The organism is Streptomyces lancefieldiae (genome assembly GCF_031845825.1).
Classification (GTDB): domain Bacteria; phylum Actinomycetota; class Actinomycetes; order Streptomycetales; family Streptomycetaceae; genus Streptomyces; species Streptomyces lancefieldiae.
In genome coordinates, this window is sequence record NZ_JAVRFH010000007.1 from 52012 (window position 1) to 74501 (window position 22490).

Consider the following 22490-nt stretch of genomic DNA (forward strand, 5'->3'; position numbering starts at 1 on the left):
GCACAGCGATGAGCCGCACTTCCCCCCACAGCAACCACAGTCGCGCGCTGAGCCGCCGAGGCCTGCTGGCGGCCGCCGGCGCCCTCGCCGCCGCCGGCGCGGGCGCCGCCTTCACCGACACCGCGGGCGCAGCTCCCACGGCCTTCGCCCACCCGGGCATGCTGCACAACGCCGGCGACATCAACCGCGCCAGGCTCCGCGTCGCCGCCGGAGCGGACCCCTGGCTGTCCGGCTGGAACAGACTGACCGCCAACTCCCACGCACAGTCCACCTGGACGCCCCGGGCGACAGCGACGATCATCCGCGGGGGAACCGGACAGAACTACGCCCTTCTCTACAACGACATCGCCGCCGCCTACCAGAACGCGCTTCGCTGGCGAGTCGGGGCCACCGAGGCGAACGCCCGGTGCGCCGCCGGAATCCTCAACGCCTGGTCGTCGACCCTCACGACCGTCACCGGCAACGCGGACCGGTTCCTCGCCGCAGGCCTCTACGGCTGGCAACTCGCCAACGCGGCCGAACTCGTGCGGGACCACCCGGCGTTCGACCTCGCGGCCTTCCAGGAGATGATGGCCAACGTCTTCTACCCGCTCAACAACCAGTTCCTCACCCAGCACAACGACGCCTGCATCACCAACTACTGGGCCAACTGGGACCTGTGCAACATGGCCTCGGTCCTGGCCATCGGCATCCTCAACGAGGACCGCGCCAAGTACGACCAGGCCGTCGCGTACTTCAGGTCCGGTGCCGGCAACGGCTCCCTCGCACACGCCGTCCCGTACCTGCACACCGACTCCGACGGCTACGCCCTGGGGCAGTGGCAGGAGTCCGGCCGCGACCAGGGCCACACCGTGATGGGCATGGGTCAGATGGGCGCCTTCTGCGAGATGGCCTGGAACCAGGGCGACGACCTGTACGGCTACGACGGCAACCGGTTCATGAAGGCCGCCCAGTACGTCGCCAAGTACAACCTGGGCCAGGAAGTGCCCTTCACCACGTACACGTGGGGCACGGGACAGAACTGCGCCCAGCGGTCCCACACCGTCGTCTCGTCGGCGAGCCGCGGCCAGGCACGCCCCGTGTGGGCGATGCTCCACTACCACTACAACCGGCGTAGGTACCTCGACGACAAGTACATCTCCCAGATGTGCTTCTCGGTCGCCCCGGAGGGCGGAGGAGGTGACTACGGCTCCGCCAGCGGCGGCTACGACCAGCTCGGCTTCGGCACACTGATGTACGCCAAGTAGCCGCCCTGAAGCACTCGGGCCCCTCCTACGGCGTCGGAGCCTGGGCGGGGAGCAGCCCCTCGCTCTTCAGTTCGTCCCAGACGGCCGAGGGCACGGGGCGGCGCATGAGGGCGGCGGCGTCCCCGACCTCTTCCGGGCTGCGGGCACCGATCAGTACGCCGACCACGGCCGGGTGGGCGAGTGGATAGTGCAGTGCGGCCGCCCGCAGCGAAACGCCGTGCCGCTCCACGACGGTCCGCAACCTCAGGGCCCGGGACAGGAGATGCCCGGGAGCCGGCGCGTAGTCGTAGCGCGCGCCCGGCCGGGGGTCGGCGAGCAGGCCGGAGTTGAAGACACCGCCGGCCAGGACCGAGACGCCGCGCTCCTGGGCGGCGGGGAGGAGGTCGCTCAGGCCGCTGTGGTCGAGCAGGGTGTGCCGTCCGGCCAGCAGTACGACGTCGACGTCGGTGTCGGTGACGAAGCGGGTGAGCATGCCCGTCTGGTTCATGCCGGCCCCGATCGCGCCGACGACGCCCTCCGAGCGGAGCCGCTCCAGCGCGGGGTAGGCCTCGTGGAAGGCTGCCTCGGCGTGGTCGTCGGGGTCGTGGAGGAGAGCGACGTCGAGCCGGTCCAGGCCGAGCCGGGTGAGGCTGTGCTCGATGGAACGTCTGACGCCGTCGGCGGTGAAGTCCCAGACCCGGGCGTGGTCGGCGGGGACGGCGAAGCCGTGGGCCAGGTCGTTCTCACCCGGCCGGTCGCAGGGCACCAGGATGCGGCCGACCTTGCTGGAGACGGTGTAGTCGGTGCGCGGCCGGCCGGCCAGGGCGCGGCCGAGGCGGCGCTCGGACAGGCCCAGGCCGTAGTGGGGTGCGGTGTCGAAGCTGCGGATTCCCGCCGCCCAGGCGGCCTCCACGGTCGCTTCGGCCTGGTCGTCGGCGACGGCCGTGAACAGGTTGCCGAGGGCCGCCGCGCCGAGGGTGAGGGGGGTGACGGGGACGGTGCTGCGCCCGAGGGTGCGTGCAGGCTGTACGGGCACGTCCCTCACCCCTGCTCGGGGCGCGGACGCAGTCCTTGCATGCCGCCGTCGACGGCGAGTGAGGCGCCGGTCACGGAGGCGGCTGCCGGACTGGCCAGGTACGCGATGGCCGCGGCGACTTCGTCGGCACGGACCAGACGCCCGGTCGGCTGCCGTGCCTCGAGGGCGGCGCGTTCGGCGGCCGGGTCCTCCGCGGCGTTCAGGAGGCGGTCGATCCAGGGGGTGTCCGCGGTGCCGGGATTGACGCAGTTGACCCGGATGCCCTCGCGCAGGTGGTCGGCTGCCATGGCGAGCGTCAGGGAGAGTACGGCGCCCTTGCTCGCCGAGTACAGGGCGCGCTGGGGCAGCCCGGCCGTCGCGGCGATGGAACAGGTGTTGACGATGGCGGCGTGGGCGGATCGCCGTAGGTGCGGGAGGGCGGCCCGGGAGGCACGGACGAGGCCGAGCACGTTGACGTCGAAGACCCGGTGCCACTCGGCGTCGTCGTTGTCCTCGACGGTCCCCTGGGCCCCGATGCCCGCGTTGTTGACCAGGATGTCCAGTCCGCCGAGCTGTTGCGCGGTGTCGGCGACGGCGTCCCGCACCGAGGCGTCGTCGGTGAGGTCCGCGTTCACGCCGCGGAGGGGGGCCGGCAGGCTCGTGGTGTCCAGGTCCAGGACGGCGACCTGGGCGCCGCGCGCGGCGAGGAGACGGGCGGTCGCCGCTCCGATGCCGGAGGCCCCGCCGGTGACGAGGGCCCTGAGCCCCTGGAGTTCCGGTGTGCTCACTGCGCGCTCTCCTGGAGTTCGGTGGCCCAGACGGGGCCGTCGGGGTAGGTGTGGTCGGCGGCCGAGCGGGCGTGGAGCCGGGCGCCGATTCCGGGGGCGGTGGGGGCGAGGTAGCGGCCGTCACGGAGGCGCACGGGGTCGGTGAAGTGCTCGTGCAGGTGGTCGACGTACTCGATCACCCGGTTCTCGGTGGTCGCGGAGACGGCTACGTAGTCGAACATCGACAGGTGCTGGACCATCTCGCACAGGCCGACCCCGCCGGCGTGGGGGCAGACGGGGACACCGAACTTGGCGGCCAGCAGCAGGATGGCGACGTTCTCGGTGACGCCCGCGACGCGGCTGGCGTCCAGTTGCAGGATGTCGATGGCACCGGCCTGGAGGAGCTGCTTGAACATGACCTGGTTGTGGCAGTGCTCGCCGGTGGCGACCTTGACCGGTGCGATGCCCCGGCGGATGGCCGCATGCCCCAGGATGTCGTCGGGTGAGGTGGGCTCTTCTATCCAGTACGGATCGTGGGCGGCCAGGGCGGCCATCCGCTCGACGGCCTCCTGCACGCCCCACGCCTGGTTGGCGTCGACCGCGATCCGGGTGCCCGGTCCCACGGCTTCACGGGCCAGGCGCAGACGGCGCTCGTCCGCGGCCGGGTCGGCGCCGACCTTGAGCTTGATCTGGGTGAAGCCTTCGGCGACCGCTTCCTTGGACAGGCGCACCAGTTTGTCATCGGTGTATCCGAGCCAGCCGGGGGTGGTGGTGTAGGCGGGATAGCCGCGCTCCAGCAGGAGCCGGGTGCGCTCGGCGCGGCCGGGTTCGGCCGCGCGCAGGATCTCCAGGGCCTCGGCAGGGGTGAGGGCGTCGCGCAGATATCGGAAGTCGACCAGCGCGACGAGCTGTTCGGGGGTCATCTCCGACAGCAGTCGCCATACGGGCTTTTCCTCGCGGCGGCCGTACAGGTCCCACGCGGCGTTGACGATCGCGGCCGCGGCCATGTGGATGGCGCCCTTGGCCGGGCCGAGCCAGCGCAGTTGGCTGTCGCCGGTCAGGCGGCGGGAGAAGGCACCGAGATCGCTCAGGAGCTCTTCGACGTCCAGGCCCACCACCAAGGAGGCAAGGGCCTCGATGGCGGCGACCTCCACTTCATTGCCCCGGCCGATGGTGAAGGCCAGGCCGTGGCCCTCGCCGCCTTCGCTGGTGCGGAGGGTGACGTAGGCGGCGGAGTAGTCCGGTTCGGGGTTCATGGCGTCCGAGCCGTCGAGTTCGCGCGAGGTGGGGAACCGGATGTCGGCGGCCTCGACGGCGGTGATCACTTCAGGCATGGCGGTCACCGTGGGCGATCGTGGTCCGGGACTGGGCGTGCGTCATCGTCGGTTCTCCTCAGTTTCGGGTCGAACTGCGGGACGGCCGCAGTCATCCACTCATAAAGATGGGATGTATTCAAGGGTTCGTGCGGTTGACCTCTGGCTGACCTCTACGGCAGTCCCCCTTGGTCGGCATAGACATCGGATGTCATGGGTGCGTTGCGTCTCTGATGAGCTGCTCCGGGACCGGCACGACGGTGTCCGGCCCGGGCGAACAGGCACGTGATGTGCGGGGAATTCGGCCACCTCCCGTCATGTCGTCCCGTCGCACCTTCCGGCGCGTCGCCGGCGCCGCCGCCGTGATCTCCACCTCGCTGCCGACGGCACACTCCCCCGCACAGGCGGACGGCGACGGCACCCACCGCGAGCGGTCGCGTCAGCACGGCGCCCTCGTCTACGGCGCCCGGGGCACAGCGCGCTCGGACCAGGGGGGGCAGGAGGGAAGTTGTCCGCGAGAACCTGGACTCCCAGGGACTGGCGGACCGTGTCGGCGTACATGCCGAGTACGGCCTGCGGGATGCCCCGGGTTCCCGAGGAGCTCAAGCTCCTCTTCGGCATCGGCGACGTGGGGCGCCCCGTACGTGCGGCATCGGCGACGAGACCTCACCGATGTACGACATCGGCATGGGCCGGCTCCCACTGCGGCAGAGCGTGGTACCGCACGACACCCCCGGAACGAGCTGAACGGGACACCTCGGGGCGGGGCCGCGGGCTCGGTCTGAAGACCCGGCGGAGCCTCAGAAGGCCGTGAGGGCACTGATCGACTTGCGGCCGCCGCTCTCACCCACATGGGACGGGTGGGGACGTCGATGCCTCCGGAGACGATCAGATCGTCGCCCGTTGTGCGGCAGGTGCCGTCGGCGGCGACTGCCACGGTCGGCACGGTGGCGGCCGCGCTGACGCTGATCCCCACGATCGCCCTCGCGTCCCTCCACCGCCGCAGCCGCAGGCCGGTCACCGTCTGCAGCGCCGCGGATGCCGCTCGTGCCCGCGCTGCCGATGCCGGGGCCCGTCGCGGTGAGCGCCGCCTGCGCCCGGTACGGGAGAGCTGCCCGCGGTACCCGGTCCGTACGTACCACCCGACAGGAGGAACGTTCCATGCGCGCAACCCTCATGTACGAGGCCGGTGACGTCCGGGTGGAGGACGTCCCCGACTCGGTCGTCAAGGAGCCCACCGACGCCCTGGTCCGTATCACCGCGTCCTGTATCTGCGGCAGCGACCTGTGGCCCTACGCTTCGATGCCCTCGGCGGACGGTCCGGTCCGGATGGGGCACGAGTTCATCGGCATCGTCGAGGAGACCGGCTCGGCGGTGACCACCGTCAAGAGGGGCGACCTGGTCGTCGCGCCGTTCGCCATCTCCGACAACACGTGCGCGTTCTGCCGCGAGGACCTGCACACCTCCTGCGAGAACGCCCAGGGCGGCTTCTGGGACGGCATACCGGAAGAGGGCGGTCAGGCCGAAGCCGTCCGCGTCCCACTCGCCGACGGCACCCTCGTCAAGCTCCCCGTCGCCGCGGACTCGGCTCTCGTCCCGTCCCTGCTCACCCTCTCGGACGTCTTCGGCACCGGCCACCACGCCGCCGTGGCCGGCGGCGTCGGTGAACACACCCGCGTCACCGTCATCGGGGACGGCGCCGTCGGTCTGCTGGCGGTGCTGTCGGCCAGGCTCCTGGGCGCGGAACAGATCATCCTCATGGGCCGCCACCAGGCGCGCACCGACCTCGGCCGTGACTTCGGCGCCACCGACGTCGTCTCCGCCCGCGGCGAGGAAGGCATCGAGACCGTCCGCGACCTCACCGGCGGCCACGGCACGCACGTGGTCCTCGAGTGCGTCGGCGCCATGCCCGCCTACGAGCAGGCCCTCGGCATCGTCCGCCCCGGTGGCGTGATCAGCCGGGTCGGCGTCCCGCAGTACGAGGAGGCGCCGATCGGTTTCGGCAGCCTCTTCCGCCACAACATCCGCCTGGCCGGCGGGCCCGCCCCGACGCGCGCCTACATCGAGGAGCTGATGCCCGCCATCCTCGACGGCTCCATCGATCCGGGCAGGGTGTTCGACGCCACCACCGGCCTCGACGGGGTCCCGGCCGGCTACCAGGACATGGCCGACCGCAAGAGCCTCAAGGTCCTCGTCAAGCCCTGACCAGACACCCCTGGAGCAAGGGGGGTGCGGCCTGGACCGCCCCTCCTGCCCGCCCCGGGCCGGCGCCCGACCGAGCCGCGTTGCGGCCCAGGTCCCGTGGTGCGTACGCACCAGGACACGTGAGCTGCTGGTCCGGGCGCACCAGGGGAAGACGGCGGCCGGAGACGATGCCCGGTGGGGGCGCCGGAGGGAAGGGTGGGAGGCGCGCGAATCCCGCGCTTTCCCCTTGTCCCTTGGTGTCTGGAGTGATCAACAGGTGGCGACGTTTCCTTACCGGACCGGACGGTGGGCCTTCCGGCGGCGCCGGCTCGTGGGTGGTGTGCGGCCGGGTGTCCTGGTGCAGCAGAAGGCGTTCGACCTGGTGGTCGAGCGCCGATGACAAAGACGTCCATGTCCGAGGCCGTGGCTTCCCCGGCCCGCATCGGGAGGCCCGCGATCGGTGCCCTCGGCATCCTGGCCCTCGCCCTCGGTACCCTGCAGTCCGTGGTGGAGCCCGCGCTCCCGCTGCTCCAACGTGAGCTGGGGGTCAGTCCCGCCGAAGGGGCACTGGTCGCCAACGCATTACTCGTCACCGGCGCCGTCGTCACACCCGTCGCAGGCAAACTCGGCGACCGCTACGGCGGGAAACGCGTGCTGGTCCTGCTGATGGCCGTGGTCTCGGCCGGTGGTCTGCTGGCCTCTGTGGCACCGAACCTGCCGGTGTTGTTGCTCGGTCAGGTGTTGCAGGGCGTCATGGTGGGTGCTCTGCCCCTCTCGTTCATCCTGGTGCGCAAACACCTCTCGGCGGGAGAGTCGCAGGTGGCGATCGGGGTGGTCGTCGCGTTGTTCACGGGCGGCGGCATGGTGGGAACGTTGGTTGCCGGGCCGATCGCGGAAGGGATGTCCTGGCACGGGATGTTCGCGCTGCCGACGATCGCGATCATCGTGACGACGCTGGTGGTGACTCGGCTGATGCCGCATGATCCGCCGGTCCGGTCGGACACCGGGATCGACTGGCCCGGCGTGGTTCTGCTGAGCGGCGCGTTGCTCGCGTTCATGCTCGGGCTCGTGACGGTGACGAGCGGCGGCCTGCCGCCGCTCGTGGTCGGTGCCCTCGCGGTGGTCGTGGTCGCCCTCGCGACCGGATGGGTCGTCGTCGAGCGTCGGGCGGCCTCGCCGATGGTCGATCTGCGCATGCTGGCAAAGCCCGCGATGTGGAACGCGTGCGTGCTCACCTTCGTCATCACCGTCAGTTCCGGGATGGTGATCCTTCTGCTCCCGCAGCTGTTCGCGGTGTCCGCCGACGGGTACGGATTCGGCGCCGACACCACCGACATCGGCCTGTTCCTGCTGCCCGGCGCCATCGCAGGGGCGGTGAGCGATTCGGTCGGCGGTGTCGCGGCGCGGCGTTTCGGTCCGCGTGCCGTGGTCGTCGTGGGCACCGTCGCCACGGCGGCCACGTTGCTCGTCCTGGCGTCACTGCACACCGCAGCATGGCAGCTCGTCCTCGCGAAGGTGGTGACCGCGTTCGCCGCGGGCGTCGGTACCACGGCCTTGCTCGCCGGCGCCGCCACCGCCGTCGAGACCAGGGACACCGGCATCGCCACCAGCCTGCTCGTGGTGACACGCGTGATCGGCGTCGCCCTGGGCGCCCAGATCGGCGGTGCCGTCCTCGCCGCCGGGGCCGACCCGACGACGGGCCGGCCGGCCGAAGCGGCCTTCGTCACGGGTTTCGCCACGGCCGGCCTCGTCGCCGCGTTGTCACTGCTCGTTGTCCGTGTCACGAAGAAGGGAGTCCAGGCATGAGGTCCACCGGTCTGTCGATGGATGCGAGTACTACCGCACGGCGCGAAGTTCTGATCTCCGGCGCCAGTATCTCCGGACCCGCGCTGGCGTACTGGCTGCACCGGTCCGGGTTCGCGGTCACGGTGGTGGAGAAGGCGGGCGCACTGCGCGACGGTGGTTACCCGATCGACGTCCGCGGTACCGCGGTCGAGGTGGTCCGGCGAATGGGGATACTGCCGCAACTGCGGGACGCGCACATCGACTCGCGCCGCTGCACCTTCCTCGACGCCGACGGCGGTGCAGTGGCCTCGGTCAACCCGCGCGCCGTTGCCGGCAGCGTCGAGGGACAGGACCTCGAGGTGCGCCGTGGGGATCTGGCGGCGCTCCTCCACGCGACGGTGCGCGACGACGTGGAGTTCCTGTTCAACGACTCCATCGACACCCTCGACCAGTCCGCACAAGGGGTCGACGTCACCTTCCGCAGTGGGCGACGGCGCACGTTCGACCTGGTGGTCGGCGCCGACGGTATGCACTCAGCCACCCGGGAGTCCCTGTTCGGCCCCGAAGAACAGTTCCACCGCTACCTCGGCTACTGCTTCGCCATCTTCACCATGCCGAACACCTTCGGGCTCTCCCACGAGCTCATGCTGTGGAACACCCCGGGGAAAGCCGCGGCCCTCTACGCCGTCGGGGACACCGACGAGGTGCACGCCTTCCTGAACTTCCACCGACCGGAACCGCCGTTCGACTCCCTGGGGAACCGCGACGCCCAGCGGGACCTGGTCGCCACCGTCTTCGCAGGCGCGGGATGGGAGGTTCCCGGCATGGTCGACGCCATGCGTGACGCCGATGACCTGTTCTTCGACACGGCCGGTCAGATCCGCATGCCCCGCTGGTCCAGCGGACGCGTCGCGCTCGTCGGCGACGCCGCGTACGCGCCCTCGTTCCTCACCGGTCAAGGGTCGAGCCTTGCGCTGGTCGGTGCCTACATGCTCGCCCACGCCCTGGCCACGAACCGGGACCACACCGCGGCCTTCGCCGCCTACGAACGCGAGGTCCGCGAGTTCGTGGCCATGAACCAGGCACTGATCGACAAGGGTGGGGCCACGCTCTTCCCCACCACGGTGCGGGCCCTGGAGCGACGCAACACCATGCTGCGTGGCCTCGTCACCCTGCCCTCCCCGACCGCACAACCGGCCCACTCCGCCCTTATCCTGCCCGACTTCGCCCCGGTTCCATGACCTGACGCGTCAGGCTCACTCGGCGCTCCGCACCGGGCGGCGGCGGGGTGTGCGCGGCCGGCCGCGCGGAGCTGCCGAGGGCACCTGTGTCGGACTACGACAGGCCGTCGGGACCGGCCTGGACCAGTCCCGTCCGGTAGGCGATGACGACGAGTTGCGCCCGGTCGCGGGCCTCCAGCTTGGTCATGGCGCGCTGCACGTGGGCGCGGACGGTGAAGGGGCTGAGGAACATCCGCTCGGCGATCTCCTGGTTGGACAGGCCGGTCGCGACGAGAGCCACCATCTCGCGTTCGCGCGAGGTGAGCATGGCGAGCTGTTCGGGGTGGTGCGGCCGGGCGTCGTCCGGTGTGGCCAGGAAACGGGCGACCAAGGAGCGGGTCGCGGCGGGGGACAGAAGAGTGTCGCCGTCGGCGATCGTACGCACGGCGTCCGCCAGGTCCTCGGCCCCGATGCCCTTGCCGATGAAGCCGCCGGCCCCCGCGCGCAGCGCCTGAGCGACGTACTCGTCGGTCTCGTACGTGGTGAGGATCAGGACGCGGCTGGTCCGCAGTTCCGGGTCCGCGCAGATCTCCGCCGTGGCGGTGAGACCGTCCACCTCGGGCATACGGATGTCCATGACCACCACGTCCGGGCGCAACTCCCGGGTGAGTCTCACCGCCTCCCTTCCGTCGGCGGCCTCGCCGACCACGGTGATGTCGTCGGCGCTGTCGAGGAGCAACCGGAAGGCACCGCGCAGCAGGGCCTGGTCGTCGGCGAGCAGCACTCGGAGCGTCATGGCGCGTCCCCGGCCTCTCCGTCACCTGTCGCGCTGTCGGTCATACGTCCCCCGGGGGCTGTCGCCCCGTCAGTTCTCCGCGTCGTGTCCTTGGCGGGCGGCAGGGGCAGCTCGGCGGAGACGAGGAAGCCGCCCTCGGGACGCCTGTCCGCGGAGAGGTGTCCCCCGACCGCGGTGGCACGTTCACGCATCCCGATCAGACCGTAACCGGGCGGACGGTCCGGCACCGTGGACGCACTCGCTCCCGTGGACGCGGTCGGCGCCGTACGGGTGCCCCTTCCGTCGTCGGCGACGGTGACGGTCACGCGATCGCGGTGCCAGGCGAGGCTCACCCGGGCACTACCGGTACCGGCGTGTTTGGTCACGTTGGTCAGGGCCTCCTGGACGATGCGGTAGGCGGTGAGGTCCACTCCCGGCGGCAGCGGCCTGGCCGTGCCCTCCTGGTGCACCGACACCTCCAGACCCGCGCGGCGGAAGGACTCGAGGAGCGTGGGAAGCGTGGACAGACCGGGCGCCGGTTCGGCGGGCGCGGCCGCGTCCCCGGACTGACGCAGCAGACCGACCGTGGCCCGCAGTTCGTCGAGCGCGTGGCCGGTGGTCTCGACGAGTTCCTTCAGGCTCTTGCGGGTCTGCTCCGGGCGGGCGTCGAAGAGGTGGGCGGCGACCGTGGCCTGCGCGTTGGCCAGGGTGATCTGATGGGCCACGAGGTCGTGCAGTTCCCGGGCGATGCGCACCCGTTCCTCGGCCACTCTCCGGCGCGCCTCACGGTCCCGGCTCTCCTCGGCCCGCCGGGCCCGCTCCTCCACGGCCGCCAGGTAGGCCCGCCGGTTCCGCACCGAGTGACCGAGTACGCCGGCCACCAGCGGGAACGCCGCCACCGATCCCATCCTGCTGGCGTCCTGCCACGAGAGGCCCCCCGACAAGGGGATGGAGGCGACCAGCAGCGCCGCGGAGGAGAGCGACACCGCGCTCGCCGCGCGCCGTTCGGTGCGCGCGGCGAGCGCGTAGGCGTATGCGGTGATCGCGACGGGGGCCATGACGAGCGGGCTCAGCAGGAGGCCCAGGGGCTGCACCAGCAGGCCGACCGCGGTGGTGGCCGCCAGGGCGGCCAGGGGCGCCCGGTGCCGCACCGGAAGTACGGCACAGGACACCACGGCGACGAGGTAGGTGGTGGCGGGCGGCGGTGCCAGTGTGTCGTCGACGTGCACCACGCCGCCGAGCAGACAGAGCGCGAACGCCGTCGCCGTGATCGCTCCCTCCCGCCACCACGCACCCCGCGGTCGCGGGCCACCGCCGCCCGTGTGCGTCATGGCCGCCTCACTCCCGGCCGACGGGGAGCCGCCGCACCGCTGCGTCATGCCCGGTCGCAGAGGCCGGAACATGCCTGCTCAGTGCCTCACCCTCGATATCGACATTCGGCAGCACACGGTTCAGGATACGGGGCAGCCACCAGGCCCGGTGACCGAGCAGGGCCAGGACCGCGGGTGCGATCGCCATCCGGACCACGAAGGCGTCGAAGGCGACGGCGGAGGCCAGGCCGACGCCCATCGTCTGGATGGTCGGGCTGTTCATCCCGACGAATCCGGCGAACACACTGACCATGATGATCGCCGCCGCGGCCACCACACGTCCGCTGTACCGGAAACCGCTGACGATCGCCTCGCCGGGGGACGCGCCATGGGCGTAGGCCTCCCGCATCCGGGTGAGGAGGAAGACCTCGTAATCCATGGCGAGGCCGAACACTATGCCGATGATGAGGATCGGCATCAGCGACATGACCGGTCCGGTCTGCTCGATGCCGAGCAGGTCTGCCGCCCAGCCCCACTGGAAGACGGCGACGAGGACGCCGAAGGCGGCACCCACCGACAGCAGGAAGCCGAGCGCGGCCTTGACCGGGACCAGGACCGACCGGAAGACCACCATCAGCAGGAGCACCGCCAGACCGATGACCACGGTCAGATAGGGGATGAGGGCGTCGGACATGGCTTCGGATATGTCGATGTTCATCGCGGTGGTGCCGGTCACCAGGACGTCGGCGCCCGTGTCGGGCTCGACGCCGGAGACCGCGCCCCGGATCGCGTGCACCAGGTCCTTGGTCTCGCCGCTGTTCGGCGCGGTCTGCGGGACGGCGGTGAGGACGGCCGTGTCCCCGGTCCGGCTGAGCACCGGATCACCGACCGACGCGACCCCGTCCACTCCCCGTACGGTCTTGACGACCAGGTCCGTGGTGGCCCGGGCGTCCCCGGGCTCCTGCATGTCCACGACCACGGTCAACGGGCCGTTGAAGCCGGGACCGAAGCCTTCCGACAGCAGGTCGTAGGCACGGCGCTGGGTGGTCTCCACCGACTTGGACTCGTCACCGGGCAGACCGAGTTCGAGGCTCAGCGCCGGTACGGCGACGGCCCCGAGACCGAGTCCGGCGATCAACAGCACGGCCATCGGCCGACGCAGTACGAACCGCGCCCAGCGGGTGCCGAGCCCCGGTCGGCCGCCTTCGGTGGGCACCCGGTGCGGGCGTTCGTTCGCCGGCCGGGTGGCCTTGCGGACGGCGCGGGGCAGCACCCGTCGGCCGAAGAAGCCGAACAGCGCGGGGACCAGGGTCAGTGCGACGAGCACGGCGAGGGCCACGGCGCCCGCGCCGCCCATGCCCATCTTGGTGAGTTCGGGGATTCCGACGACCCCCAGCCCGGCCAGGGCGATGATGACGGTCGCGCCGGCGAAGACGACGGCGGATCCGGCCGTGCCCACCGCCCGGCCGGCGGCCTCCTCCGGCTCGCTGCCCTGGGCGCGCTCGTCGCGGAAGCGGGAGGTGATGAAGAGTGCGTAGTCGATGCCGACCGCCAGCCCCAGCATCAGCGCCAGGATGGCGACGGTGGACGTCAGGCCCAGCGGAACGGTCAGCGCGGAGACCAGGCCGAAGGCGATGGCCACGCCCATGAAGGCGGTCAGCAGCGACAACCCGGCCGCGACCAGCGAACCGAGGGCGAGGACCAGCACCACCGCCGCCACCGACACTCCGATGAGCTCCGTCGTACCGCCCGGTTCCTCCTCCGAGTCCAGGGCCGAGCCGCCGATCTCCACGGTCAGCCCCGCGTTCCGGGCCTGGTTCGCGGCGTCCTCGAGGGCGCTCTTCGTCGGCTCGGTCAGGTCGACGGCGTCCACGGTGTAGGTGACCGCGGAATAGGCGATGGTGCCGTCCTCGCTGACCGCGCCGGTCTCGTAGGGGTCGGTGGCCGACGCGACCTGATCGCCCCCGTCCAGGGAGCCGAGCGTGTCCTGGACGGCCGCCTTGTTCTCCCTGGCCGTCACCCGCTGCCCGTCCGGGGCCTGGAACACCAGGCGGGCCTCGGCGCCTTGGGAATTGTTCTGGGGGAAGCGTTCGTCCAGCAGGTCGAACGCCTTCTGCGACTCGGTGCCGGGCATGGAGAGGTCCTCTTCCTCCCCGGCCGGTGCCACGGCGGCGGCGACCACGGCCAGCCCCAGGACACCCAGCCACACACCACCCACGAGCCGGCGCCGCCGGAAGGCCCACCGTCCGATCCGGTAAAGAAACGTCGCCACCTGTTGATCACTCCAGACACCAAGGGACAAGGGGAAAGCGCGGGACTCGCGCGCCTCCCACCCTTCCCTCCGGCGCCCCCACCGGGCATCGTCTCCCGCCGCCGTCTTCCCCTGGTGCGCCCGGACCAGCCACTCACGCGTCCTGGTGCGTACGCACCACAGGACGTCCGCCGCCGCACCCGGCCCCCGCCAGGGTCTCCTGACCGACCGGGCGTCCGCGGGCCGCACTGCTGCCGGGTGCACGTCCCCTGCCACTCGCGACGGTGGGTGCGCGGCACCCAGGAAGCCCTCACCCGGGGGGACTGCGGCCTGGTCGCCTCCCGCCGTGGAGCCGAGGGTGGAGCCATGACCAGCAACGACACGCCCCGCGATCCACACCCGTACGTCGGGATGTGGGTGACCGCGGACGGGTTCATCCGCCAGGAACTGCTGCCGAACGGCCGCTACGACGAGGCCCGGGGCAATCGCCGGAGCGCCTACACCGGCCGCTACACCGTCACCGGCAGCCACCTCGACTACGTCGACGACACCGGCTTCACCGCCACCGGCGACGTCCGAGACGGCGTTCTCTTCCACGAGCACCTCGTGCTCTACCGCGAGGACGACCCGCGCGCCCGGCAGTGAGCCCGGCCGTGACCGAGATCCGGATGCACACGACCTGAGCCGCCCCCTCCCCCCGTGCCGGGCTGCGAAGCCGTCGTCGCCTGCGCCGGGATCCCGAAGAGAAGGGGCTCGACTGCCTCCATCAGGCCGTCGAGCCGCAAGGCACCGCCGCCACTGAGAAGGAGTTCTCTGTCCATGACCCCCTTGACCCCCTCCACCAGCCAGAAGGTCGTCCTCGTCACCGGCGCCAGCAGCGGCATCGGCGAGGCGACCGCCAGGCTGCTCGCCGAACGAGGCCACCATGTCGTCCTCGGCGCACGTCGCACCGAACGGCTCAAAGAACTCGCCGAGGACATCCGGGCGGCCGGCGGCAGCGCCGAACACCACCCTCTGGACGTGACCGACGCCGAACAGGTACGCGCCTTCGTCGACGCCGCCCACAGCAGGCACGGCCGCGTCGACGTCATGGTCAACAACGCCGGTGTGATGCCCCTGTCCAAGCTGGAGGCACTCCGGCTCGACGAGTGGAACCGCATGATCGACGTGAACATCCGCGGTGTGCTGCACGGCATCGCGGCCGCGCTGCCCGTCATGCGGGCCCAGCGCCACGGCCAGTTCGTCAACGTCGCCTCCATCGGCGCTCATCAGGTCTCCCCGACCGCGGCCGTCTACTGCGCCACCAAGTACGCCGTATGGGCCGTCTCGGAGGGGCTGCGGCAGGAGGTCGGCGGCGACATCCGCGTCACCACCGTCTGCCCGGGCGTCACCGAATCCGAACTGGCGGAGTCCATCTCCGACCCGGTCGGCCGCGAGGAGATGCGTACCTTCCGCCGCGTCGCCATCCCGGCCTCGTCCATCGGGGCGGCCATCGCGTTCGCCATCGACCAGCCCACCGAGGTCGACGTCAGCGAGATCATCGTCCGCCCCACCGCCGGCCTCGCCTGAGCCGATCACCTGCCTCGTCCCCACCGCTCACGGCGGGGACGAGCAGCGTCGTCCCCCACGGGTGGCATGCGGACCGGTGATCGGCGGCCCAACCCCCGGGCTCAGCGCTGTGGTGTGGTGCCGGGCCGGAAGGTCACGTTCGGGGTGTAATAGAAACCTCCGCCGCTGACCCGGTTGCCGGTGACCGCGACGTCGCTCACCGGCGAGACGAACCCGACCGTGTCCGCGCTCACTCGGACCGCGTTGCGCGAGGCGCCCGAAGCACCCGCCGTCACCGTCACCTGGTTGTCGATGATGTCGACCCCGGAGACGGGATTCGGCCCTACCTGGACCGGCGGTTGGCTGACCGTCCTCGCCGACACGGAACTGACGTAGACCCCACCGACGCTGTTGTTGATCGTGTTGCCGCGCACGATGATGTCGGTGGTGTTCATCGCGCCGATGGCGTCCCACTTGGCGTTGTCCACGACGTTGCCCTCGATCAGGACGCGCGCGTGCACCTGGCCGACCTTCTCGCCGCCGGTGTGCGATCCGACCAGTTTCGCCCAGGACGGCTGGGAGCCGGACGCGCCCGCGTAGTTGCGCTGGACCTGTACATCCACGGTCGGGGTGCCGTCGCTGGCTCCGGCCCAGGTGTTACCGGAGAGAGGCAGGTCGAGTTGGACGGCCTCACCCTGCCACAGGCCCCACGTCGGGTTCTCGACCCAGCCCTTGAAGAAGCAGTCCCGGACCGCACCCCGGCGCACGGCGTTGAGTTCTACCGCGTGCCACCACTTGACGTTCCAGACCGTCACGCCTTCGACCTCCACGTCCTGGGTGTGGGTGAAGGTCAGCACGTTCATCGGCGGAGCCTTGTCGGCACGTGCCCGCGCCGGCCCCGAGTCCTCCCACACCCACGCCGAAACGGGGTCCCACTCACCGCCCTTGACCATGATGTTGCCCGGGGCCGAATAGCCCTTCGTGGAAGAACTGGGAACATGGTTGATCAACATGGTGGCGGCCTTGGCGCCGCTGACCGCGGGCGCGGTGAACGCCCCCTGGCTGTCCGTCACGTACTCGGGACTGGGTGAGTGCTGATTCTTCCGGTCCAGCGTGTACGTCCGCATCACAGTGCCGAATCTGGCGACGAACCGGGCACCGGTGGCGTCCAAGACCGTGTTGCCGCCGATGACCAGAGTGTTGAGCAGCGTGTAGGTGGGAACGCCCGCGTACCCAGCCTTCACGATGATCCGGCCCTTGCCGTCGACGCCGTGCGGTCCGGCCACGCCCGCCGCCGCGTCGTCCAACGCCTTGCGCAGAGCCCGGACGTGCGCCGCCTCACCCGCAACGGACGGATTGACACCCGCGGCATCGGCTTGAGCCGCCGATGCCGCGCCCCCCGCAACCGTGACGGCCCCGGCCGCCACGCCCCCGCGCAGCAGGCCCCGTCGGCTGATCCCTGTCATTCTCCTGCCCCACCTCTCGAAACACCGGCCGACCAACCATCTCATCAGCCGGTGACAGTACTCCCGAAACCTGAACTCATGCGATCCAACGGGCCCGGAGGGCAGCGCCGACGACGGGTTACTTGGGGGCCCTGACCTCCATGAGCATGAACTCGCGCCCCTGCTCGTCCGCGCTCTCGCCGACGGGGTGCCGGTGACGTCGTATCAGGCCCGGCGCGCGCCCGGGGCGGTGAACCGGAGGTCTGTGGGACAAGGCGGGCCGAAGGAGAGGTGGTGCCGCCAAGGGTCGACCGCCGCACGCGCGGCCGCGAGCCAACTCCCACCCCCTGAGCGCATCTTCGGTGCCTCTTGACGCGCCGGGTATTGCGTAAGGGGTCGGCACTTGGTGGGGTGGGGCCGGGACGGACAGGACTGCTGAGAATACCCACGGGGGAAACGGTGCAGGCACAGAGGTTCGGGTATGCGGTGTCGCCGTCGGCGGCGATCGACACCGAGGCGACGTACCGTCACCTCGCGGACAGCAGGCGACGGGCGCGGCGCGGGCTTTTCGTCAGCTTCGTCGTGCTGGCCGTTCTGTACGGCGGCGGCGCGGTGTGGGTGGCTGCGGCGGGACGGCCCGGTTGGGTACTGGGCGCGCTGCCGTTCCTGCTGTTGCCGGTGGTGATCGTGCCGATGGGGTCGCTCCAGAAGCTCTACACGGTCTCCGTTCTGACCCGGTGGGTGAAGCGAGGACCATGGCAGGTGTGGCCCTGCCGCATGGAGGCTCTGCCGGACAAGGCCGCCGTGCACAGGGTGCTGATGCTGGGGCCGGACGGGACAGTGGCCCGGGAGATGTGGTCGAGGGTGCCGGTGCGGATCTGGGTGGGCCGCACTGACGGGCTCGGCCTGCTCTGGTTCTGCGGCGATCTGCGGTTCGGCGGCGTCTTCGCCGAACCCGGAGGCAGCCCGGTGTGGCGCGCCGAACCGCCCGCGCCGGGCCGGGAACTCGGCGCCGCCGTGCCCGCCGCCTCGCGCGACGACGAGAGCTCGATCGTCGCCGACCTGGCCCAGCAGGCGGCCCGCACCGTCTTCGGCAACCTCCTCGGCGGCTGACCCGGACTGGCTGATCACGGACGTCGGGCCCCCAGTGCCTTCCCGTGCCCCGACGGGACCACCCACAGCCGCGTGAGCGGCCGCGAGCCTGGACGTGGCCACGGCCCGGTTGCGCGTGAGGCGATCGGGCCCGCGTCGGACGTGGGCTCCGGTGCGCGAGGGACAACGGGCCCTCGTGTCCGCCCGGGTGACGGCGGGGCGCCCGTGGACGGCGAAGGCGCCCTGACGCGGCCCGCGGCTCGGTCGGCGCGGCGAACACGTCGGCGGAGCGGCGGTCCGGCGGCCACCACCGCCGCGAGGGCGTCGGGCTCACGAAGCGGGCCGAGTACTCTCGCGGCGCCGGGGGGCGCTCCGGTGCACCGGCTGGCCCGTCGATGGGCCCACGCCCCACCGTCGAGTTGGCGGCCGACCACGCAGGCCCCCTCCTCGTCATCGGCAACACCGGTCCCCTGAGCAGCCTCTGGCCAGCTCAAGAGCGTATTTCGGCCTTTCCCGGCGAGGCTGCCGGGTGCGCGCTCCCCGTCCGCCCGGACGGCTCTATGCTTCTACGCGTTTGTAGAAACAGGCCCGGGCGGTCCCGGGCCGCGCACTCTTGGGATGACACACATGGCTTCGATCGATCTGGACGAGGTGCTGGACAAGGCGTGGGCGGACAAGAGCCTGCCGGAGATACTCGCCGCCCCGGTGGCAGCGCTGAAGGGGGTCTCGGAGCGCGACGGCGAGCTGCTCCAGGAGGCGTTCGGCGTCAGCACCGTCGCGGACCTGGCCGAATTGAAGTACGTCCGCTGGGCACAGGCGCTGGCCGCTCTCGAAGCGGCCAAGTAGCCGGCCCGCGGACGACCGTGGTGCCGTTCGTCCCCTTGCAGCCGGACGGCACCGCCCTCACGAATCACACGCACGTAAAGGAGTGGACGCCACGATGGTGTTCAAGCGACTTCTCGGCTCGCTCGGCGTGGGCGCCCCCACAGTCGACACGGTCCTCGACCCGGCTCCCGCCCTGCCCGGCGGCACCCTCAGCGGGCAAGTACATCTCAAGGGCGGCCAGGCCGACTTCGACATCGAGCACATCACCCTCGAGCTCGTGGCCCGGGTCGAGGCGGAGCGCGAGGACGGCGAGAGCGACGGCATCGTCGTCTTCGACCGCTTCACCGTCGGCGGCGGCTTCCGGCTCGCCGCGCAGGAACCGCGCAGCGTGCCCTTCAGCGTCATGCTGCCCTGGGAGACGCCCGTCACCGAGCTGTACGGCCAGCCGCTGGGCATCGTGCTCGGCGTGCGCACCGAGCTGGCCGTTGCCGGCGCCAAGGACAAGGGTGACCTCGACCAGCTCACCGTCGCACCCCTGCCCGCCCAGGAGGCCATCCTTGAAGCCCTCGGACAACTCGGCTTCGGCTTCAAGTCCGCCGACCTCGAATACGGGCACATCGCCGGCACCGGGCAGCAACTGCCCTTCTACCAGGAGATCGAGCTGACCCCTGCTCCCCAGTACGCGCACCAGGTCAACGAGATCGAGCTGACCTTCCTGACCGGCCCGGGCGGCCTGGAAGTCGTACTGGAAGCCGACAAGCGCGGTGGCCTGTTCTCGTCGGGCCACGACGCGCTCACCCGCTTCACCGTAGGCCACCATGACGTGCGGGACTGGACGGCCGAAGTGGACGGCCGGCTACGGCAGCTCGTCGAGCACCGGTCGGCGTACGGCTCCCAGGCCGCGTACGGGCAAGGCGCCCCGTACACCGACCACGGACACGGTGATCAGCACCACCACGACCACCACCGCTCCGGCCCCGGCATGGGCACGGCCGTCGCGGCCGGCGCGGCCGGGCTCGCCGTCGGCGTTGTCGGTGGCATGGTCGCCGCGGAAGTCGTCGACGAGATCGGCGACTTCTTCGAGGGCGACGACGAAGGCGAGGAATGAGCCGTAACGCCGCTGCCAGGGGCGGAGGAAGCCGAGCCGCCCGCCCCGTCTCGGTGGTTTCCACGTTGCCGTAGAAAGGTACGGCTGCCCCGCGCCGCTTCGGCCGGGGCACACCTTTGACCCGTTCGGCGTGTCCATGGCCCTGCGGGGCCGTTCCAGAATTCCGGGTCGCAGACCCCGACGCAGCTCGTGGCGAAGTAGAAGCCCGACGAGGCGCGGGCCGTGATCCGGATCGGCAATGCGTCAGTCACGGCGCGAGTGCGGCGGCACATGCCGCCGGGGGTGGCCGTGGAGCCTGCCGTTGGAGGACCGGGTGCTGCTGGTGACCGCGTACTGGCGCACCAACCTCACCCTGCGCCAACTTGCCCCATTGTTCGGGATCTCGAAGTCAGCCTGCGGCCGTTGCCGCCCCGCCGACGGGGCAGCACGGGAACCGTCACAGGTCGCGGCGCATGCAGCCCCTCGGCCACTCGTCCAGGCCGTGTGCGGCCTCGGCCGCCCGCAGGCTTCGCACCCCGTCCGTCCATTCCGCTTCGGGCAGGTACCGGAACCCCAGCCGCTCGTAGTAGGGGCCGTTCCAGACGACTCCGGTGAAGGTCGTGAGGGTCAGCGCGGGGCAACCTTTGTCCCGGGCCCATTGCGCCACCCCTTCGATGAGCGCCTTACCGATGCCCCTGCGCGCGTGGGACGGATGCACCGATACCTGTTCGATGTGGGCGTTGCCGTCGATCACATCCACGATCACATAGGCGACGGGACGGCCGGCCTCGCCCACCCACACCCAGGCGCGATGGTCCTGAACATAGGTCTCGAGGGTCTCCAGCGACGGCGGCTCGTCGTCGGCGACCCGCACCATGTCGATCTCCCGGAAGGGCCGGCCGGCGGCCCGCTCGATGGCCTGCAGGACCGGCAGGTCCGCGGCAACCGCCCAGCGAATCATGTAACTCCCCTTGCACAGCGTTGGGACGGGGCACACTCTAGGCCCTCACTCCTCACTCCGAGCTGGTCGGATGAAGGGTGACGACTGCCTGGACGAGCTTGGTGATCCGCATGGTCGAGCACCGCGGTTCGTGAAGGAGCCCGGCCCTGGCGAGGGCCTCGACGATGCCGGGTTCACCACGCTGTCAGCCCGACTGCCGGTCCTCGACCGCAGGGTGGGAATGGCTCACTTCCTCGCCCCGCAAAGACCCGTTGGCGGACCACGGCGACCGTTGTTAGCCTCGCGGAGGCCGTGCGAGAGAACGAGGAGGTGGTACCCGTGAACGCAGTATCGACATGGGTGCTCTCCTCCGGGGTCACGGTCGGGCGATAGGTCGTCCGGGAGCGCCGCTCAAGAGCACTCCCGAAAGGCACGACCATGCAATTCACCTCTGAACAGCGCCTCGACGACGGCGTCCTCGAGCGCGAGTTCACCCTCGGTGAGATCCCCGGCAGCCTGTGGACGCCCGGATCCGCACCGGCCCCGCTGGTCCTGATGGCCCACAACAACGGCCTTCCCAAGGCGGAACCCCGGCTGGTGGCCCGGGCCCGGTACACCGCGGCGCGCGGCTACGCGGTGGCCACCATCGACGCCGCCGGGTGCGGTGACCGGCCCCGTTCCGCCGCCGACGAGCAGGCCCGTGCCGACCTCCGGCGGGCGATGAAGGCCGGCGAGCCGGTCGACGAGATCTTGGAGTCCTTCATCGGCCCGCTGGTCGAAAACGCGGTCCCGGAATGGCAGACCACTCTGGACGCCCTCCTCGCGCTGCCCGAGATCGGCGGCCCGGTCGGGTACTCCGGGGGGTGGACCGCCCTCGGCATTCGGCTGGCGGTGGCCGAGCCGCGCATCGCGGCCGCAGGCTTCTTCGCCGGGGGGTACGTGCCCCGCGCCCAGCGCGAGGAGGCTCGGCAGGTCACCATTCCGCTGCTGTTCCTGCTGCAGTGGGACGACGAAGGGAACCCCCGGCAACGGGCCCTGGACCTGTTCGACGCCTTCGGCAGCAAGGAGAAGACACTGCACGCCAACCCGGGAGGGCACACCGGCACCCCCTGGTTCGAACTGGAGGACGGGTGCCGGTTCTTGGACCGGCACCTGAAGTGAGGCCGGGTCGTCCGGCAGGCAGCGGACGGTAGGCGGTGTCGGCCAGGATGCCGTCATCGAGGACAGGTCCTGCCCCTCCTCGACGGCGTCGACCGGCTGACGCACCACCGCCCCGATCGCGGCGGTACCGGCCATCCGGTGGTACCGCCGCGATCGGGGCGCCACTCGGACATCAGCGCGACATCAGCTGGGACCGTGCCGTGAGGCACTCGACCCCCGCGGCGCGGAGCTGGTCGAACACCTTCAAGAAGCGCAGGCGGTGCGGGCTGGACAGACACCCCTCCCCCACGCCGGTGAGCCGGGAGGGCAGCCGCAGGATCGCCGCTCACGCAGTCGACCGGGTGGGTGGAAGCAGCCGGGGACCTCCGCCGGCACCGCGCCCCACAGGACGACAGGGAACAGTCGCCGCGCGAGCTCACCGACCCGGCCGGCCGCCTCTATCCGCAGCCTCGTCATCCGCACCCCGGTTTCCCCCAGAGGTCCAGCCCGCCAACCGGCACTTAATGAAAGACGAAAGAAAAGCCATGTGCGGAACCTTGACCGCGA

19 protein-coding genes and 1 pseudogene are annotated in these 22490 nt (G+C 71.1%); 12 read left to right on the forward strand and 8 right to left on the reverse strand.

The window, feature by feature from the left end; genetic code table 11:
* Window positions 1-8 precede the first annotated feature (8 nt).
* Window positions 9-1247 carry an alginate lyase family protein gene (locus RM812_RS09130; RefSeq protein WP_311571908.1) on the forward strand — a complete coding sequence of 413 codons (1239 nt, stop codon included), beginning with the start codon at window positions 9-11 and terminating at the stop codon, window positions 1245-1247.
* A 25-nt stretch (window positions 1248-1272) separates the two neighbouring features.
* Here the strand turns inward: RM812_RS09130 and RM812_RS09135 are convergent, their stop codons facing one another.
* From RM812_RS09135 to RM812_RS09145, 3 genes are read right to left on the reverse strand one after another with little or no spacing between them, the layout of a single operon-like run.
* Window positions 1273-2262: an aldo/keto reductase gene (locus RM812_RS09135; protein ID WP_311571909.1), complete on the reverse strand. Its 990-nt coding sequence runs from the start codon at window positions 2260-2262 to the stop codon at window positions 1273-1275.
* Window positions 2263-2267: 5 nt separating this feature from the next.
* On the reverse strand, window positions 2268-3029 hold the full coding sequence (locus RM812_RS09140; RefSeq protein ID WP_311571910.1) for an SDR family NAD(P)-dependent oxidoreductase: 762 nt from the start codon (window positions 3027-3029) through the stop codon (window positions 2268-2270).
* Window positions 3026-4342 carry an enolase C-terminal domain-like protein gene (locus RM812_RS09145; protein WP_311571911.1) on the reverse strand — a complete coding sequence of 439 codons (1317 nt, stop codon included), beginning with the start codon at window positions 4340-4342 and terminating at the stop codon, window positions 3026-3028. The genes RM812_RS09140 and RM812_RS09145 overlap by 4 nt, the downstream gene beginning before the upstream one ends.
* A 1140-nt stretch (window positions 4343-5482) precedes the next feature.
* On the opposite strand from RM812_RS09145, the gene RM812_RS09150 reads away from it, so the two are divergent.
* From RM812_RS09150 to RM812_RS09165, 4 genes are all read left to right on the forward strand, one after another.
* A complete protein-coding gene (locus RM812_RS09150) occupies window positions 5483-6526 on the forward strand; it encodes a zinc-binding dehydrogenase (RefSeq protein ID WP_311571912.1) in 1044 nt (347 codons plus the stop codon).
* A gap of 256 nt (window positions 6527-6782) precedes the next feature.
* Complete coding sequence (locus tag RM812_RS09155; RefSeq protein WP_311571913.1) at window positions 6783-6905, forward strand: hypothetical protein; 123 nt, start codon at window positions 6783-6785, stop codon at window positions 6903-6905.
* A gap of 11 nt (window positions 6906-6916) precedes the next feature.
* Window positions 6917-8311, forward strand: a complete 1395-nt coding sequence (locus RM812_RS09160) for an MFS transporter (RefSeq protein WP_311571914.1) — start codon at window positions 6917-6919, stop codon at window positions 8309-8311.
* Window positions 8308-9531 (forward strand): FAD-dependent monooxygenase, encoded by a 1224-nt coding sequence (locus tag RM812_RS09165; RefSeq protein WP_311571915.1) that lies wholly within the window; start codon window positions 8308-8310, stop codon window positions 9529-9531. Before RM812_RS09160 ends, RM812_RS09165 begins: the two co-directional genes overlap by 4 nt.
* 94 nt (window positions 9532-9625) lie before the next feature.
* Here the strand turns inward: RM812_RS09165 and RM812_RS09170 are convergent, their stop codons facing one another.
* From RM812_RS09170 to RM812_RS09180, 3 genes are read right to left on the reverse strand one after another with little or no spacing between them, the layout of a single operon-like run.
* The gene (locus RM812_RS09170; RefSeq protein WP_311571916.1) at window positions 9626-10306 is read right to left on the reverse strand and encodes a response regulator transcription factor; all 681 of its coding nucleotides are present in this window, start codon (window positions 10304-10306) and stop codon (window positions 9626-9628) included.
* Entirely contained in the window at window positions 10303-11616 is a 1314-nt protein-coding gene (locus tag RM812_RS09175; protein ID WP_311571917.1) for a sensor histidine kinase, read from the reverse strand. The genes RM812_RS09170 and RM812_RS09175 overlap by 4 nt, the downstream gene beginning before the upstream one ends.
* Before the next feature lie 7 nt (window positions 11617-11623).
* On the reverse strand, window positions 11624-13867 hold the full coding sequence (locus RM812_RS09180; RefSeq protein WP_311571918.1) for an MMPL family transporter: 2244 nt from the start codon (window positions 13865-13867) through the stop codon (window positions 11624-11626).
* A 345-nt stretch (window positions 13868-14212) separates the two neighbouring features.
* Between RM812_RS09180 and RM812_RS09185 the strand changes: the two genes are divergently transcribed.
* Together RM812_RS09185 and RM812_RS09190 are read left to right on the forward strand one after the other, a co-directional pair.
* Entirely contained in the window at window positions 14213-14491 is a 279-nt protein-coding gene (locus tag RM812_RS09185) for an Atu4866 domain-containing protein (RefSeq protein WP_311571919.1), read from the forward strand.
* Window positions 14492-14665: 174 nt separating this feature from the next.
* Window positions 14666-15415: an SDR family oxidoreductase gene (locus tag RM812_RS09190; protein WP_311571920.1), complete on the forward strand. Its 750-nt coding sequence runs from the start codon at window positions 14666-14668 to the stop codon at window positions 15413-15415.
* 101 nt (window positions 15416-15516) lie between these two features.
* On the opposite strand, the gene RM812_RS09195 is transcribed toward RM812_RS09190, so the two are convergent.
* Window positions 15517-16860 carry a hypothetical protein gene (locus tag RM812_RS09195; RefSeq protein ID WP_311571921.1) on the reverse strand — a complete coding sequence of 448 codons (1344 nt, stop codon included), beginning with the start codon at window positions 16858-16860 and terminating at the stop codon, window positions 15517-15519.
* Window positions 16861-17298: 438 nt separating this feature from the next.
* On the opposite strand from RM812_RS09195, the gene RM812_RS09200 reads away from it, so the two are divergent.
* From RM812_RS09200 to RM812_RS09215, 4 genes and pseudogenes are all read left to right on the forward strand, one after another.
* Window positions 17299-17952, forward strand: a complete 654-nt coding sequence (locus tag RM812_RS09200; protein WP_311571922.1) for a hypothetical protein — start codon at window positions 17299-17301, stop codon at window positions 17950-17952.
* Window positions 17953-18558: 606 nt separating this feature from the next.
* A complete protein-coding gene (locus RM812_RS09205) occupies window positions 18559-18777 on the forward strand; it encodes a hypothetical protein (RefSeq protein ID WP_311571923.1) in 219 nt (72 codons plus the stop codon).
* Between the two features lie 94 nt (window positions 18778-18871).
* Window positions 18872-19864, forward strand: coding sequence for a sporulation protein (locus tag RM812_RS09210; protein WP_311571924.1), 993 nt, complete (start codon window positions 18872-18874; stop codon window positions 19862-19864).
* Window positions 19865-20135: 271 nt separating this feature from the next.
* Window positions 20136-20267: pseudogene (locus RM812_RS09215) on the forward strand (helix-turn-helix domain-containing protein); the annotation flags it as partial.
* Window positions 20268-20300: 33 nt separating this feature from the next.
* On the opposite strand, the gene RM812_RS09220 reads toward RM812_RS09215, so the two are convergent.
* Window positions 20301-20804, reverse strand: a complete 504-nt coding sequence (locus tag RM812_RS09220) for a GNAT family N-acetyltransferase (RefSeq protein ID WP_311571925.1) — start codon at window positions 20802-20804, stop codon at window positions 20301-20303.
* 417 nt (window positions 20805-21221) lie between these two features.
* Between RM812_RS09220 and RM812_RS09225 the strand changes: the two genes are divergently transcribed.
* Window positions 21222-21944, forward strand: a complete 723-nt coding sequence (locus tag RM812_RS09225) for a dienelactone hydrolase family protein (RefSeq protein ID WP_311571926.1) — start codon at window positions 21222-21224, stop codon at window positions 21942-21944.
* Window positions 21945-22490: the final 546 nt, after the last annotated feature.